This window comes from Pseudovibrio denitrificans JCM 12308 (assembly GCF_001310815.1).
GTDB classification, from domain to species: Bacteria; Pseudomonadota; Alphaproteobacteria; order Rhizobiales; family Stappiaceae; genus Pseudovibrio; species Pseudovibrio denitrificans.
Genome location: NZ_BAZK01000002.1, coordinates 22,006 through 36,936, shown reverse-complemented (window position 1 = coordinate 36,936; position 14,931 = coordinate 22,006). Strand labels below are relative to the sequence as shown.

The 14,931-nt window shown below is 53.3% G+C and carries 13 protein-coding genes; 5 read left to right on the top strand and 8 right to left on the bottom strand.

All coding sequences use genetic code 11. The annotated features are described in order from the left end of the window. Positions 1 to 33: 33 nt before the first annotated feature. The 5 genes from JCM12308_RS01845 to JCM12308_RS01830 form a co-directional block, all read right to left on the bottom strand. Positions 34 to 1,854, bottom strand: a complete 1,821-nt coding sequence (locus JCM12308_RS01845; protein ID WP_054782696.1) for an aminopeptidase P family protein — start codon at positions 1,852 to 1,854, stop codon at positions 34 to 36. Between the two features lie 581 nt (positions 1,855 to 2,435). Further along, positions 2,436 to 3,338, bottom strand: coding sequence for a 50S ribosomal protein L11 methyltransferase (locus tag JCM12308_RS01840; protein WP_054782695.1), 903 nt, complete (start codon positions 3,336 to 3,338; stop codon positions 2,436 to 2,438). 89 nt (positions 3,339 to 3,427) lie between these two features. Further along, positions 3,428 to 3,841, bottom strand: a complete 414-nt coding sequence (locus tag JCM12308_RS28800; RefSeq protein ID WP_208978183.1) for a hypothetical protein — start codon at positions 3,839 to 3,841, stop codon at positions 3,428 to 3,430. Next, positions 3,838 to 5,244 (bottom strand): cation:proton antiporter, encoded by a 1,407-nt coding sequence (locus JCM12308_RS01835; RefSeq protein WP_208978182.1) that lies wholly within the window; start codon positions 5,242 to 5,244, stop codon positions 3,838 to 3,840. The genes JCM12308_RS28800 and JCM12308_RS01835 overlap by 4 nt, the downstream gene beginning before the upstream one ends. A 74-nt stretch (positions 5,245 to 5,318) precedes the next feature. Continuing rightward, positions 5,319 to 7,724 (bottom strand): ATP-dependent helicase, encoded by a 2,406-nt coding sequence (locus JCM12308_RS01830; protein WP_054782877.1) that lies wholly within the window; start codon positions 7,722 to 7,724, stop codon positions 5,319 to 5,321. A gap of 384 nt (positions 7,725 to 8,108) precedes the next feature. On the opposite strand from JCM12308_RS01830, the gene JCM12308_RS01820 reads away from it, so the two are divergent. Together JCM12308_RS01820 and JCM12308_RS01815 are read left to right on the top strand one after the other, a co-directional pair. Continuing rightward, positions 8,109 to 8,630, top strand: coding sequence for a DUF4142 domain-containing protein (locus tag JCM12308_RS01820; RefSeq protein WP_208978181.1), 522 nt, complete (start codon positions 8,109 to 8,111; stop codon positions 8,628 to 8,630). Between the two features lie 184 nt (positions 8,631 to 8,814). Further along, entirely contained in the window at positions 8,815 to 9,426 is a 612-nt protein-coding gene (locus JCM12308_RS01815; protein WP_054782694.1) for a hypothetical protein, read from the top strand. A 56-nt stretch (positions 9,427 to 9,482) separates the two neighbouring features. Here the strand turns inward: JCM12308_RS01815 and ligA are convergent, their stop codons facing one another. From ligA to JCM12308_RS28795, 3 genes are all read right to left on the bottom strand, one after another. Continuing rightward, on the bottom strand, positions 9,483 to 11,675 hold the full coding sequence (gene ligA / locus JCM12308_RS01810; RefSeq protein ID WP_208608808.1) for an NAD-dependent DNA ligase LigA: 2,193 nt from the start codon (positions 11,673 to 11,675) through the stop codon (positions 9,483 to 9,485). 214 nt (positions 11,676 to 11,889) lie between these two features. Then, positions 11,890 to 12,867 carry a glycosyltransferase family 87 protein gene (locus JCM12308_RS01805; protein ID WP_208978180.1) on the bottom strand — a complete coding sequence of 326 codons (978 nt, stop codon included), beginning with the start codon at positions 12,865 to 12,867 and terminating at the stop codon, positions 11,890 to 11,892. After that, positions 12,840 to 13,148, bottom strand: a complete 309-nt coding sequence (locus tag JCM12308_RS28795; protein ID WP_208978179.1) for a hypothetical protein — start codon at positions 13,146 to 13,148, stop codon at positions 12,840 to 12,842. The genes JCM12308_RS01805 and JCM12308_RS28795 overlap by 28 nt, the downstream gene beginning before the upstream one ends. Before the next feature lie 332 nt (positions 13,149 to 13,480). On the opposite strand from JCM12308_RS28795, the gene JCM12308_RS01800 reads away from it, so the two are divergent. From JCM12308_RS01800 to JCM12308_RS01790, 3 genes are all read left to right on the top strand, one after another. Next, positions 13,481 to 13,930, top strand: a complete 450-nt coding sequence (locus JCM12308_RS01800) for a translation initiation factor 2 (RefSeq protein WP_208608807.1) — start codon at positions 13,481 to 13,483, stop codon at positions 13,928 to 13,930. A 136-nt stretch (positions 13,931 to 14,066) separates the two neighbouring features. After that, a complete protein-coding gene (locus tag JCM12308_RS01795; RefSeq protein ID WP_054782692.1) occupies positions 14,067 to 14,411 on the top strand; it encodes an ArsR/SmtB family transcription factor in 345 nt (114 codons plus the stop codon). Next, complete coding sequence (locus JCM12308_RS01790; protein WP_054782691.1) at positions 14,408 to 14,872, top strand: SRPBCC family protein; 465 nt, start codon at positions 14,408 to 14,410, stop codon at positions 14,870 to 14,872. Before JCM12308_RS01795 ends, JCM12308_RS01790 begins: the two co-directional genes overlap by 4 nt. The last annotated feature ends 59 nt before the right edge of the window (positions 14,873 to 14,931 follow it).

Genomic DNA, 14,931 nt, shown 5'->3' with positions numbered 1-14,931 from the left:
GTTTTCTTTATCTCATGACAAAGCTGATCATGATCAGGAGACCGGACGGGTCGCCTCTTCCAGCCATGCCTTGGTCTCATCATCAAGCAGTGGGCCAACCAGCTCACGCACACGTGCGTGGTAAGCGTTCAGCCAATTCAGCTCAAACTCAGAGAGAAGCTTGGTGTCCACCATGCGCAGATCAATCGGCGCCAGTGTCAACGGCTCAAAGCCAAGCATCTTCTGGTCACCACCTTCAATGGCTGCAGCAGGTGTCACCAGCTCAAGATTCTCAATGCGGATGCCATACTCATCTGCACGGTAATAACCCGGCTCATTGGAAAGGATCATGCCCGGCTTCAGCACAATGCTGTTCGGGGCCTTTGCAATCCGCTGCGGACCTTCATGCACACCCAGATAAGAACCAACGCCATGGCCAGTGCCGTGGTCAAAATCGAGACCCTGCTTCCAGAGATCAATACGCGCCAGCGTATCCAGCTGAGAACCTGTTGTTCCAACCGGGAAGCGGGCTGTCGCAATCGCTATGTGCCCTTTCAGAACAAGCGTGAAATGCTTGCACTGCTCAGCGGTCACAGCTCCAACAGCCAACGTACGGGTGATATCGGTCGTGCCGTCTTCGTACTGCGCACCGGAGTCAATCAGGTAGACACTGTTCAGCTCAATCGGCAAGTTGCTGTCATAGCTCACACGGTAGTGACAAATCGCTCCGTGAGGACCAGCAGCAGAGATAGTGTCAAAGGAGATGTCTTTCAGAGCGCCCGTCTCGCGGCGGAACTCCTCAAGCTTCTCAGCAACAACAACCTCAGTCAGGCCACCAAGCGGCGCGGTCTTCTCAAACCATGCAAGGAAGCGTGCATACGCAACACCATCACGCAGATGAGCCGCTTTGGTGCCTTCAATCTCAGCCTGATTTTTGATCGCTTTCGGCAGCAGGGTTGGTTCCTGCCCCTCTACGACATGACCGCCATTGTCAGCAACCGCATCATAAAGCGCCTGACCAGCAAGTCCGGTATCAATCAGAACCCGCTTGCCATCCGTTCCAAGCGCCTTCAGTGCTGGAGCAAGTCCGCCCGGCTCATCGATATCAGCCAGAGAGCTTAGCTCATCACGCACTTCATTGGAAAGCTTGCGCCCATCAATGAACAGGGATGGCTTGCCCTTGGTCGGCACCAGAGCGAAAGACAGCGGCAACGGCGTATGCATCACATCGCTACCGCGAATGTTCAGCAACCATGCAATGGAGTCCGGCTGGGTCAGAAGCGCAGTGTCAGCTTCCTTCTCAGCAATCAGCTCGCCAATACGCTTGATCTTGTCTGCAGCGCTTTCACCTGCAAATTGCATGGGATGCATGTTGACCGCACCAAGCGGTGCTGCTGGACGGTCATTCCAGACCGCATCCACTGGATTGCCATCAACAGCAACCAGTTCAGCACCAGCCTTTTTACAAGCCGCTTTCAGGGAGCGTACCTGACGAACAGGATGCAGCATCGGGTCATAACCGATCTTCTGACCTTCCTGTGCATTCTCACGCAGCCAGTCAGTCAGCGGTTCATCAATCAGATGACGATAAGCAAACGCCTCCTCATCCACCTGATCCCGCACCTGAATGGTGTAGCGACCATCAATAAAGATCGCAGCCTTGTCACTGAGCACGCCAGCAATGCCGGCAGACCCGGTAAAGCCGGTCAGCCATTCAAGACGGCAATCACTGTCAGGCACATACTCGCCCTGGTGTGCATCTGCACGCGGCACCAAAAAGCCATCAAGCCCGCGAGAGGCCAGCTCTTCCCGCAGAGCGGCCAACCGAACCGGCCCGCGAGATTTATCATTTACTGTGTCAAAGCTCTGAAACATGCCGGAAGGCTAATGCTGATCGCGACGCAACTCAACCACACAAACAAGCCTCCTCAGAGGATTTTATGCTCTCATAAGAAGCCAAAAGGATACAGAAGTACACAATCCATGCCGTATACGCAGATCTGCTATGTACTCCATGCAAATTCAGATCATGACAATCCCAAGACATGCAAAAAATGCATAAGTGTCATGCGAAACTATCTCTTTTTTTACAAACTAAAATAATGGATAAGTCCTCTCGTCGACGGGGCGCTTCCCTCCCAAAGCAAACCGGCGGATCACACCTCCTCCCAATGTGATGCGCACGACACCAATGGCCGGCAGCCATCAGCAGCTGATAAAGCGCTAGAAATGCCACTCATATAGCTAGATACCTCCTCCCAATATCTAGCAAGCTAAGCAAATTCCTCCCAGTTGCTTGGCACACAAAAAAACCTTTGCTTCCCCGGCAACCTCCTCCCAATTTGCCGGATCAGGAAGCAAAGGTTTTTTGTTTTCTGCAACCCAACAATCAGACATCAAAAAACCCTCTAAGCAGAAGCAAAGAGGGTTTTGAATTATTCACAGTGCAAATGAGCTTATGGCGCCCAGTTGCCCTTAGCAAAAGTCAGGGTCAGCCAACCATCAATCTCACGGCGATGCACCAGCTTCAGGCCCTGCTGGCCGTAAGCGGAAATAATCCGCGGGCCGTGCTCTATGCGCAATCCGGAAAGGACCAGCGTGGACTTGTGCGCAAGGTGATTGCACAGCTTGGCAGACATCTGCACCAATGGCTTTGCAAGGATGTTGGCAACAACCAGATCAAACGGTCCAAACTCGTTGAAGCGACGATCTTCCACACCAGCGCCTGTAAAGGCTTTGAACAGGGGACCAACATTGTTCTTGCGCGCATTGTCAATCGCAGCTTCAATCGCGATCGGATCAATATCCGTTGCCAGAACCTCAGAACCGGTCAGCTTTGCAAGAGCAATACCCAGAACACCGGTGCCGGTACCCAGATCAAGCATGCGATGGTACTTGTGGCGCTTCAGCAGACGCTGCAGTTCCAGCAGGCAACCTTCGGTCGTACCATGGTGACCCGTGCCAAATGCCTGCGCCGCTTCAATTTCGATACCAATATCAGACTTGTTGACCGCATCACGATCATGCGCACCATGCACAATAACGCGATCCGCACGAACCGGCTTCAAACCTTCAAGAGACTTGGCAACCCAGTTGATATCCGGCAGCGCTTCAACTTCAGCCGAAGTTGGGATAACGCCACCTTCGAACTGATCAAACAGGCGCATTTCTACCAGATTGATCGCGTCATCAATCGTGGACTCCAGCACCAGCACCTCAGCTGTCCAGATGGTTCCATCAGTGGAGCTTTCAAAAACAGCAACCGGAAAACCATCATCTTCAAAGCGGGCCTCCATAATATCGGAGAGTGCCTTTGCTTCAGCTTCAGGCGCCGGAATGCGAACCCGGATCGTGTCCATGCAAAAACCCTTAGTTACGATGAGCTATCAAAACTCAAACAATATCTTTGCATAGGCGTATAGAATGCACCGCGCCGAAAAGCCAGAGCTCACGAGGCTTTCTCGCGTTCTGCCGCATATTCACTGGGAACAAGGCTAAGTATTGTTGAACCCGAAGCCACCGTCGCAGGCACGGAGCTGTTCATGGGGCGCAGCTTCTTCGTCGGCTCAATCAGCATCAGCACAATTGCTTTTTCGGGTAGAGCTTCCTGAAACGCATCCCAGCCATAGGTATCGGTCAACTCACTGGCCTTGATAAACCAGCCCTCGCGGATTTTCGTTTCAAGGTCGTTGTAGCTGTGCTCCGGCGTTAGGAACGGGCGTCCACCAAGCGTTACGACACGGCGAAACTTCTCTTTCTCACTCTGCTCTTCTGACGGCGCAAACTGATAGACCTCCCCTCGCCCCATGAGCGGCCCGAAGTTCGTGGTCACCAACGCGTTGTAATCATCATTGTCAGTCACAGCGAGCAAAACACTATAATTCTCAAGCGGCAGTTCGTTCTCAACCTCTTCAGAAAGAACCTCGCATAATGGTTCGCCAACCCCGCATTCCGGGAAAGCCGCAGCTTACCCCAGTTGCGATCAACGGTAAGCGAATTGATATCCAGCGTCTTCAGCTTGGTCGCCAGCGCAACGCTGAACCGGCTTGCCCCAACAATCAGCAGCCCCGGCCCCGAATGACTGGAAAGCCCCAGCCAACGAGCAAACGGCCCAAGCGTAAACCCGTGGGCAAACACAGTGGCAACCACCACCGCAAACGACAGCACCGCCAACCGCTCACCATCCGGAGCGCCATGTTCCACCAGCGAGCGTGCAAACAGGCCAGACACCGCTACTGCCACAATACCGCGCGGCGCGATCCAGCCCACCAGCAAACGCTCCTTCCAGCTTAAGTGTGCACCAATCGTGCCAACCCAAACGGAAATAGGCCGGATCACAAACAGCAGAACCAGAACAAATGCCAGATCCTCCAGCCCAAACTCAGCCAGACTGCCCAGCTGAACAGAAGCCGTCAAAACGATGAAGACAGAAGACACCAGAATAATCGTCACCGCTTCCTTGAACCGCTTCAACTCCTCAAGGCTGGCAAGGCGCGAGTTGCCGAGCACCAACCCCAGAACAGTCACGGTCAGCAAGCCGGATTCCTCAAGCACCAGATCAGAAAGCGCATAAGCGCCCATCACACTGACAAAGATCAGAGGAACTTTCAGGAATTCGGGAACCCGGCCACCAACAAACAGCCAGATCAACCCACGCCCCAGCGCCCAGCCACCAACACCACCAATCAGCAACCCAGCCACCGCTCGCACCGCAAGAACCCAGAAGCCGTGATCGCCGTGGTAAACCAGATAGCCTTCAAACATGAACACCGCGAGCAGCGCGCCAAGAGGATCAGCGAGGATAGCTTCCCAGCGCAGCAGCGAACTCACCCGGCGTTCCAGCCGGGCTTGACGCAGAAGTGGGATGATGACGGTCGGGCCAGTTACGATCAGGATGGCGGCAAACACAAGAGCCGAGGGCCAACTTAGTTCAGCTATATAATGAGCATTGAGCGCGCCCAATAAGAACGCAATAAACGCACCCAGCAACACAAGTCGCCAAACGGCCTTCTCTACACCGCCAATACGTTGAAAATTAAGGGAAAGCCCGCCCTCAAACAGAATAACTGCAACGCCGAGCGCAACAGTTGGACGCAATAAATCACCAAATAACGCATTTGGGTTGAGAACGCCGGTTGCAGGACCAATCAGAAAGCCCGCAACAAGCAGCAGGACAATAGCAGGAAGCGACCATCGCCAGGCAAGCCACTGGGCGCCAACACCTGCCACACCAATCATCGCAAGCGCGATAACCACACTGTCCATTGCCACCTCCCAACACAACTTAGAAGAGAGATAGCACAAATTACCCTAAAGGTAAGTAACGCTTGAGTTGCAGGTTATGCCCGCTCGACAAAGCTATCGAGCACTTTCTTTTGGCCGGCTTTTTCAAAGTCGACAGTGAGCTTATTCCCCTCAATGTCACTGATGGAGCCGTACCCAAATTTCATATGGAAGATGCGCTCACCAATAGCAAAATCACTGCCAACCTCAGTAACGCTTTTGGCCACTAGCTCACCTTCAATGGTCATCGGACCGGCCTTTTTGGCACGTCGAGTTTGGTTGCCACCATGCATCCGGCCATACTGCTGACCAGAGGCCTGCGCCTTGCGGGCGCGTTGCCAGCCTGGAGTGGAGTACTTGCTCTGGAACGGGTCGCTGTTGTCAAACCGGCTGGCACCATAACCACCGCCAGCGCTGTTCAGACCATAGCCACCATAGGAGCTGGAGGCCTCAACAACCTCAACACTGTCCGCGGGTAATTCATCCAGAAAACGGGAAGGAATACAGGATTGCCAGGACCCATGGATACGGCGGTTGGAGGTGAACCACACCTTCACACGCTTACGGCCACGGGTAAGACCCACATACGCAAGGCGCCGCTCTTCTTCCAGACCAGCCTGTCCAGTCTCATCCAATGCCCGCTGGTTCGGGAATACGCCCTCTTCCCAGCCCGGTAGGAAAACCGTATCAAACTCAAGGCCTTTCGCGGAGTGCAGGGTCATGATGGAGACCGCATCCTCTTCCACATCGCTGTCCTTATCCATCACCAGCGAGATATGCTCAAGGAAGCCAGCCATGCTCTCGAACTCTTCCATGGAGCGGATAAGTTCTTTCAGGTTGTCCAGACGTCCCGGTGCTTCTGCGGAACGGTCTTGACGCCACATCTGGGTATAACCGCTCTCATCAAGGATAATTTCCGCAAGCTCCGTATGGCTCATGGTCTCAACCTGATTGCGCCAGTTCTCAAACATGCCAAGAACATCAGCCAAAGCAGCACGCGCTTTCGGGCGCAACTCATTGGTCTGCACCAGCTCTCCCGCTGCAATCATCAACGGAATAGCCCGCTCCCGCGCATAGGCATGCACAATCTTCAGAGTGGCCTCACCAAGCCCCCGTTTCGGCGTGTTCACAATACGCTCGAACGCCAGATCATCAGAAGGCTGCATCACACAGCGGAAGTAGGCCAGCGCATCACGGATTTCCATGCGCTCGTAAAAGCGCGGACCACCAATCACGCGGTAGTTCAGACCAAGCGTTACAAAACGGTCTTCAAACTCTCGCATCTGGAATGATGCTCGCACCAGAATGGCCATCTCATTCAGCGAATGGCCATGGTTCTGCAGCGCTTCAATCTCATCACCGATGGAGCGCGCTTCCTCCTGAGAGTCCCAGGCAGAGGCGACCTGCACCTTATCTTCATCCTCAGATCCCATCTGATCCGTGAAGAGGGTCTTACCCAGACGCCCCTGATTGTGGGCAATCAGATGAGAGGCAGCAGACAGAATGTGGCTGGTCGAGCGGTAGTTCCGCTCCAGACGAACCACGGTCGCGCCCGGGAAATCCTGCTCAAATCTCAGGATGTTATCAACTTCAGCACCACGCCAGCCATAGATCGACTGGTCATCGTCACCCACACAGGCAACGTTGGAGTTGCCCTGTGCCAGCAGACGCAGCCACATGTACTGCGCGATGTTGGTGTCCTGATACTCGTCCACCAGCATATAGCGGAAACGGCTCTGGAAGCTCTTCAGAACATCATCATGCTCTTTGAAAATGGTGATGCAGTGCAGCAGCAAATCACCAAAATCACAGGCATTCAGAATGGAGAGCCGTTCCTGATAAGTCTGGTAGAGCTTGCGCCCCAAACCATTCGCAAAGGCCTGCGCTTCACCAGCAGAAATCTGTTCCGGTGTCAGCCCGCGGTTCTTCCAGCTGTCCAGCAATCCGGCAAAAGTCTTTGCCGTCCAACGCTTTTCATCCAGACCTTCCGCCTGAATGATCTGCTTGATCAGGCGAACCTGATCATCCGTATCCAGAATGGAGAAGGAGGACTTCAAACCAACCAGCTCGGCATGACGGCGCAGGATCTTCACACAGATCGCGTGGAACGTGCCAAGCCAAGCCATGCCTTCCACGTTTTCGCCAATGTAAGCGCCAATGCGCTCCTTCATCTCTCGAGCCGCTTTGTTGGTGAAGGTCACTGCAAGGATCTGCCCCGGAGTGGCATGCCCTGTCGCCAGAATATGGGCAATGCGCGTTGTCAGAACGCGCGTCTTACCCGTACCTGCGCCAGCAAGCACCAGCACCGGACCGTTGATCGTCTCAACAGCAAGGCGCTGTTCCGCATTCAATCCTTCCATATAGGCAGGCATGGTCGTTTGCCGTGCTGCCATGGCCCTCGCTGCTATACCACCTGCCTTGGGCTGTGGTGCAGCCAGAGGATCAGCAGGGTTGGAAGGCATTCCGCGATGTAGTGGGCCAGAAGAATTTGCCATTGAGCTCGTTGGATCCTTTGAACGCATACCCCTCTCAAATCAGAGGGAGAATCTCCAATAGTTCACGAAGAACAATATAGCAACAACATTGAAGAAGCGAGGCATCAGCAAAGAGATACACATCGTTTTGCGCATCAGCACATCTTCGCCCAGTAACTCTTGGGTGAAACTTGCTTTGCTCTGTGGTGTTTTATCAAGCCAGATCCCGGATACTTGAAAAATCAAGTGCTGGCTTAGCGATTTAAAGAGGAAGACTGCGTATATCTGGATCTGAAATTTCCAGAACTAATCAATGGGACGAACTTCACTTTCAAACCATAAAAACCACTGTAACAACCTGAAAGAAAAACAATGAAGACTGGTAAGTTACACCTGACGCGCAGAAACGCTCTCCTTGGCATGTCCGGCTCACTCATAGCCGCCCCTGCTCTGGTCTCCTCCGCTTTGGCCGACAATCACGGTTCTACCGACTACACCAACAAAACCCTCACTATCAGCCCCTTCTCATTAGCCATCAGCGAGATGGCGACCATGAAGGCCAGCAACCCGCTGGTGCGCCAGTTTGCAGAGTTGGAGCGCGAGGAACAGGCCGCTGTCTCCATGGTCATCGAGTCCACAGGTGCCACTCCACCGCCGCGCCCAACCGCTCTGGAAGACATCTACAAGAAGCTGGAGGCCGCGTCTGGCGATGACTTTGACCGCCTCTACATCTCGACTGAAATCACAGGCCATGAGGACTTGCTGGCGGTTCAAACACCGGAAGCAGGTAAAAAGCCCGTGAACGTGGATGTGGCAACAGCAACCATTCTGGTCGCCTTCATCCATACTCATCTGCCATGCTGGCAGAGATCCGCAAACAGATCGGCTAGGTAACTCATTGCGATACATGAAGAAACGCTGGCAAAGGCAAACCGATTTGCTGGCGTTTCCGTTCATTTCCACCTGTAAGAGCCGATCACATCTTCAAATTTGGCTCAATTGCACGCCTCTCCCGACAGATCTCGATAAGATTTTCTGCTCACTCTCATTCCATCGCAACTGGAATGGAGCTTGAGATATGCCGAAGGTCATTTGCAAATATAAGAACTACGACGAGTTCTATAAAAACCGCACAAGCATCTGGGCTGAGATCAGACGCCGGATGGATATTCATGCGGCAGATACTGCAAGCTTCGACAAACTCATCTTCCAGGGAAAGGCTGCCATCCGGCTGACCTACGACAACCATGTCGAGGATGCGCCAGAGATGAAGAAAGCCCGATCCAACATTGCAGCGCTGGAAAAAGAGAAATCCAGAACCTACCGCTTCGTGCAGGGCCTGAAGTCTCTGGAAGACGAAATCTCCGCCAAACATAAGATGTTACGCGTGTTGGAAAGCCAGTTGCAGCAAAAGGAAATCGATCCGAAAACCGATCCCAACTATCGCGATACGGCCAAGGAACTCAAAAAGCTAATCAAGGCCCAGCCTGCGGTTAAGAAGAAAATCCAGGAATACGACAAAGCACTCAAAGCTTTAGAGCAGGCTGAAGCAAATTATGACCCGCTGAAAAAGCAGGTTGAGAAAACAATCCCGATGAGTGTTCAGACGGACGGGAAAAACATGATGCTCTACATCGGCGGACGTGCCGAAGCATCTGTCCGCCTCAGAGCAACACTGGCGCAGAAGTAGGCTCTGCCGCAAGCCTACTAATGCAGCGAGAGGAGCCGAACAGCTCCCTCGCTTTTTTACTGATCGCCAACCAGCTCGAACCAGTCATCCTCGGAGATGACATCAATGCCAAGGCTCTGCGCCTTGGTGAGCTTGGATCCAGCCTTTGGACCAGCAATCACAAGATCGGTTTTCTTAGAAACAGAACCAGAAACCTTAGCTCCCAAGCTCTCCGCCCGCGCCTTGGCCTCATCACGGCTCATGCGCTCCAAACTACCTGTAAACACAAGCGTTTTGCCAGCAACAGGGCTGCCAGACGTATCAGCTAGAACCACATCAAGCGGTGTGATCTGCTCCATCAAAGCGGCCAGAGCAGTCAGGTTGTGCTCCTCTGCAAAGAATTCCACCAGAGCATTGGCAACCGTACCGCCGATCCCGTCAATATCATTGAGCTCGCGGTAAGCTTCTGAGGTCGTATCCGTTGCCGCGATCATCGCGTCATAGAAGCCCTGCCACGAAGAGTAGGCCCGCGCCAAAAGCTTGGCGTTGCCTTCGCCCACATGGCGGATTCCCAGGCCGAAGATCACGCGATTGAGTTCGATTTGGCGTTTACTATCAATCGCTTCGAATAACTTTCGTGCAGAGACCGCACCAAACCCTTCACGAGAACGCAGCTTATTGAGGGAAACCTTGTCCCGTTCTGCCATGGTAAAGATGTCCGCTGGTGTGCGGATACCACCTTTATCCATGTCATACTCGTAGAAGGCTTCCACCTGCTTCTCGCCCAAGCCTTCAATGTCAAAGGCATTGCGGGAGACGAAGTGCTTCAGCTTTTCGACGGCCTGCGCAGGACATATCAATCCACCAGTACACCGACGTACAGCATCGACCTTCCCGGAGTTTGGATTAGTTTCTCTAATCGCATGCGAGTTACACACCGGACACTCAGTTGGAAACTCGAACGGCTGCACATCTTCAGCCCGTTTGCTCAGGTCCACGTCCACGATCTGTGGGATAACATCACCCGCACGCTGGATGATCACCGTATCGCCAACGCGTAAGTCCTTGCCATCACGAATGGATTCCCCATCCTGACCGATGCCTTTGATGTAATCTTCGTTATGCAGTGTTGCATTGGAGACCACCACACCGCCGACTGTAACAGGCTCCAGTTTTGCAACTGGGGTCAAAGCACCGGTGCGGCCCACCTGAATTTCGATGGCATTGAGGGTAGTAAATGCACGCTCCGCCGGGAATTTGTGTGCAATCGCCCAGCGCGGAGAACGGGAAACAAAGCCCAAACGGCCTTGCAGATCGAGCCGGTCCACCTTGTAAACCACACCATCAATATCATAGCCAAGGCCGGAACGATCCTCCTCGATGCCATGATAAACTTTCAGCAGTTCCTCGACAGTCTCACAGCGCTTCATCAGCGGGTTGATTTGGAAGCCCCACGCACCGAACATCTCCACCATGCCCATCTGCGTATCAGCCGGAACCTCACTCATATCGCCCCAGGCATAGGCGAAGAACTTGAGCGGACGGGTCTTGGTGATTTCCGGGTTCAGCTGGCGCAAAGAACCAGCCGCCGCGTTACGCGGGTTGGCAAACACCTTGCCGCCATTGGCTTCCATACGCGCATTCAGGGCCGCAAAATCCGCATGGCTCATGTAAACTTCGCCGCGTACCTCAACCACATCCGGCACGCCAGCAGGCAGCTCCTGCGGAATATCCTGAATGGTCAGCGCGTTAGCCGTCACATTCTCGCCCGTTGCACCATCACCGCGGGTCGCTGCATAAACCAGCTTGCCACTCTCGTAGCGCAGAGAAAGGGAGAGCCCATCAATCTTCGGCTCAGCCGTAACAGCCAGCGCGCCCATCAGCGGATCGTACTTTAAGAAACGGCGCACCTTGCCAATAAAGTCCTGCACATCCTCATCGGAAAACGCATTGTCCAGCGAGAGCATCGGCACGGCATGAGTGATTTTGCCAAAGCCTTCAGCAACAGCACCACCCACCCGGTTGCTAGGGCTATCTGCACGCACCAGCTCAGGAAACTTGGCTTCCAGAGCCTCGTTGCGGCGACGTAGTCCATCATAGGTAGCGTCATCAACAATCGGCGCATCTTGGGTATGGTAGGCTTCATCATATTCAGCAATCAGCCTTGCCAGCCGCTCCAGCTCCAGCGCAGCTTCTTCTGCATTCAGCGCTTCAATGTCTTTTTGAGAGGTATCAGCAAGGCTCACCGGTCTACCCACCTGTTTAATCATCAATTAGGGGGATTATTCATATCGCCACCGGGAATAACAAACCACCCGGTACTGGGGAGTTTAGACAGGATTTAACGAGCTCAGGAGGCACATAGACACTCTCCCTGTTATATTTCAAAGGGTTAGCCTCGTTTTGCGTTCTTTTGCGCTGGTTTGCGTTAATCTGCGTTTTTTGGGGTGAAACCTGCGTTGCTATGTTTTTCGCAGCTCAGGCTCAGGTGGTCCCGAGCCCCTCATCGCTTTCACGCTCCTCAGCAAAGGAGTTATCCCCCTCCTGCTCATCCTCAGGTACACTCATTTGTGTCTCGGCTGTGCTCATCATCCGCACAATCACAACAACCAGCGCCAGTGCCGTAAAGATCGGCCCAACCGGGAAGCCATGTGCCGCTAGAGCTATGTTGACGATCGGCAGCAGATAAACCGCAAACAGAAGCAGCGGCGCCACATAAGGGGAGTCCGCATCATCATCAAACAGGCCAGTCCGGGTGGCATACAAATAGAGCGCCGGAGAAAGCACCGCATAATCCCAAAGGAACAGGAACGGCGTTGCCAGCAACACACACAGGGTCACAGCAAGGTTACGCGCCACCGGCTCCCGCTCCCGCATGAACAGCCAGAACGTCACCACAAACGCCATAACCGTGAACGGCAACTGCACCAGATACCCAGCTGTTGCTGAGAACCCAAGAGACCGCATCGCACCAAACGCAGACGGGATCAGATAAAGGAAGCTGCCCTCACCCTGATCCATAACAGTTGCCAGCAAGGATGGAACGGTTTCCAGATAGATCCACCACAGACCGGAGCCGAAGAACACAGCAGACGCATCCACCAGAAACGCCACCGTCGCAACACACGCACACAGCGCAATGATGCTGCGATGGGCAATCAAAATAATCGGGATCAGCATGAACAGCTCAGGCTTGATGGACACACACCCAAGCAACACACCAGCCAAAGCCGGATGCCGGTTCATCAATCGCAGCCCGCCATAAAGAAACCCACCTGCCAGCATGCCAAACTGGCCGTAAAACAGGTTCACGAGTGTAGCCGGAGCAAAGATGAAGAACGTGAACGCCCGAATAGGCGCCTTGCGACTGAACGCAACTGCAAATGAAAGCAGACCACCCATACCCATCCAGAGGCTATAGGCTTGCAGATAAGTCAGGCCGGATAACGGGACCAGAAACACCAGCAGGCTCGGCGGATGCACCCAGCGTAAAAGCCGGAACCGCCAACCACATTGCGCTGAACCTCATCATAGAACCAGCCAAAGTCATAAAGCTGCGCCGCCTGCCCGGCGACGGCCATGCGAGAGGCCAACAGGAACTGATAGAAGTCTCCCCCCACCCTGCGCAAATCGAATCCATCAAGACCCATCACCGATCCAAACAAATAGATCGGATAAACCACTGCAATCAGCAGCAGTGCGATGAAAAAATAGATCTGCAAGCGGGCGAACGAGATAAACATCTACCGGCCTCCATCTATGCGCCACCCCTAAATTGCTTTCAGTTTTCAGAAAGGGCTCTGCGCAAACACAAACTCTTGGTTGCCAGAGAGTTTAAAAGATACCAAGTTAATTATTTGAATACGCTACGTAATTTAAGAATCTTTTAGGAAAGTGAAACAGCGTTTGCGGCGGAAGGATGAATAAATCTACGTATTTCAGAAGTATCTAAAATTTAACAAGTCATTACCTGCAACTTATTGGATAAAGATATCACCAGATAATTCATTAAGAAATTTGACTGAAATGTGTCACGAGCCTACTAAGCCCCCACGTAATTATGGGGTATACGGAATTGAAAACTTATCTAGTAGCTGGCGTTGTTGCATCCAGCGTTCTTCTCGCAGGTTGCGGCACAGTTGTTCGCGGTACAACTGAAGACATCAAGATCTACGTGGAGCCTGAGCACGCGAAGATCACGTCAACAACAGCTCACACTTGCGTTGGTCCATGTGTCATCAACGTACCACGCAAAAAAGAGTTCACGCTCACAGCATCTGCACCTGGTTACCAGACACAGGTCATCGATGTTGAGACCCGCGTAAGCGGCAAGGGCGCAGCTGGCATGGCTGGTAACGTCTTGCTTGGTGGCGTAATCGGCGTCGGCGTTGATGCGGCAACCGGTGCAACTCTGGACCACTATCCAAACCCGGTTAACTTCATTCTCAAGCGCGGTAAAGGCTCCCGTAAGCTGACCCCTGCTGAAATTAAAATGATGAACAAGGCAGAAGCCCCAACATCATAAGCTCGCAGTATTCGGTTGGGGGTATGGATCTGTGAAGTACCCCCTACCACTGAGGCAGCTGCCCCGCCCTTCTCAAAGCAGCTCCCCTATTACTCAGGCATTGACCTGAGTATCTTCCTTTCCAATACTCAGGCACATGACTGAGTGTTCTGTTTCCCTTGATAATCTCTTCCATGCGCTGGCCGATCCAACCCGTCGGGCGGTCATTGAGCAGTTGAGCCATGGCACGGCCTCTGTCAGTGAGTTGGCACAGCATCACGACATGGCTCTGCAATCCTTCTCGCAGCATCTCAAAGTGCTGGAAGACTGTGGTCTCGTGAGCACGCGCAAGGTGGGCCGTGTCCGCACCTGCGAAATCTCAGCGGATAATCTGGCCAAAGCTGAAGACTGGATCAGTCAGCAGAAGAAAGTCTGGCACGAAACCTTCAGCCGCCTTGATGACTATCTGAGCGACCTCCAGAACGGGGAGACACAGGAATGAGCGATACAGATTTTGAGTTACATCTAGTGAGAGAGTTCGACGCCCCTGTGGAGTTGCTGTTCCAGATGTGGGCTGATCCAGACCACATGAAGCATTGGGGATGCCCGGAAGGTTTTCAGATCACCGAGATCAGGATGGACTTCAGAGAAGGCGGCGCATGGTCAACCAACATGACTGGGCTAGACGGCACCACCTACCGCATGCGTGGTAAGTACCTCAAGATCGATACCCCACGTCTGATCAGCAACACCAGCCAATGGATAGATGAGCGCGGCAACGCCTCCGACCCAACCACAATCACCATGTTCTTCGAGAGTCTGGCAAACAATCGCTCTCGTCTCATCGTGCATGAAGCAAGGTTCCCTACCTCTGCCTTCAAAGCAAGCAATGAGGAAGGCTGGAAAAGCTCACTGGAAAGTTTGGCCAGCTATCTCGCCACCAGACAAGACATCCCAGAATAGTTCTTTCTGCCGCAAACCATATCCAGACCTCTATCAATCGGGGCAGAAACCACTCTTGT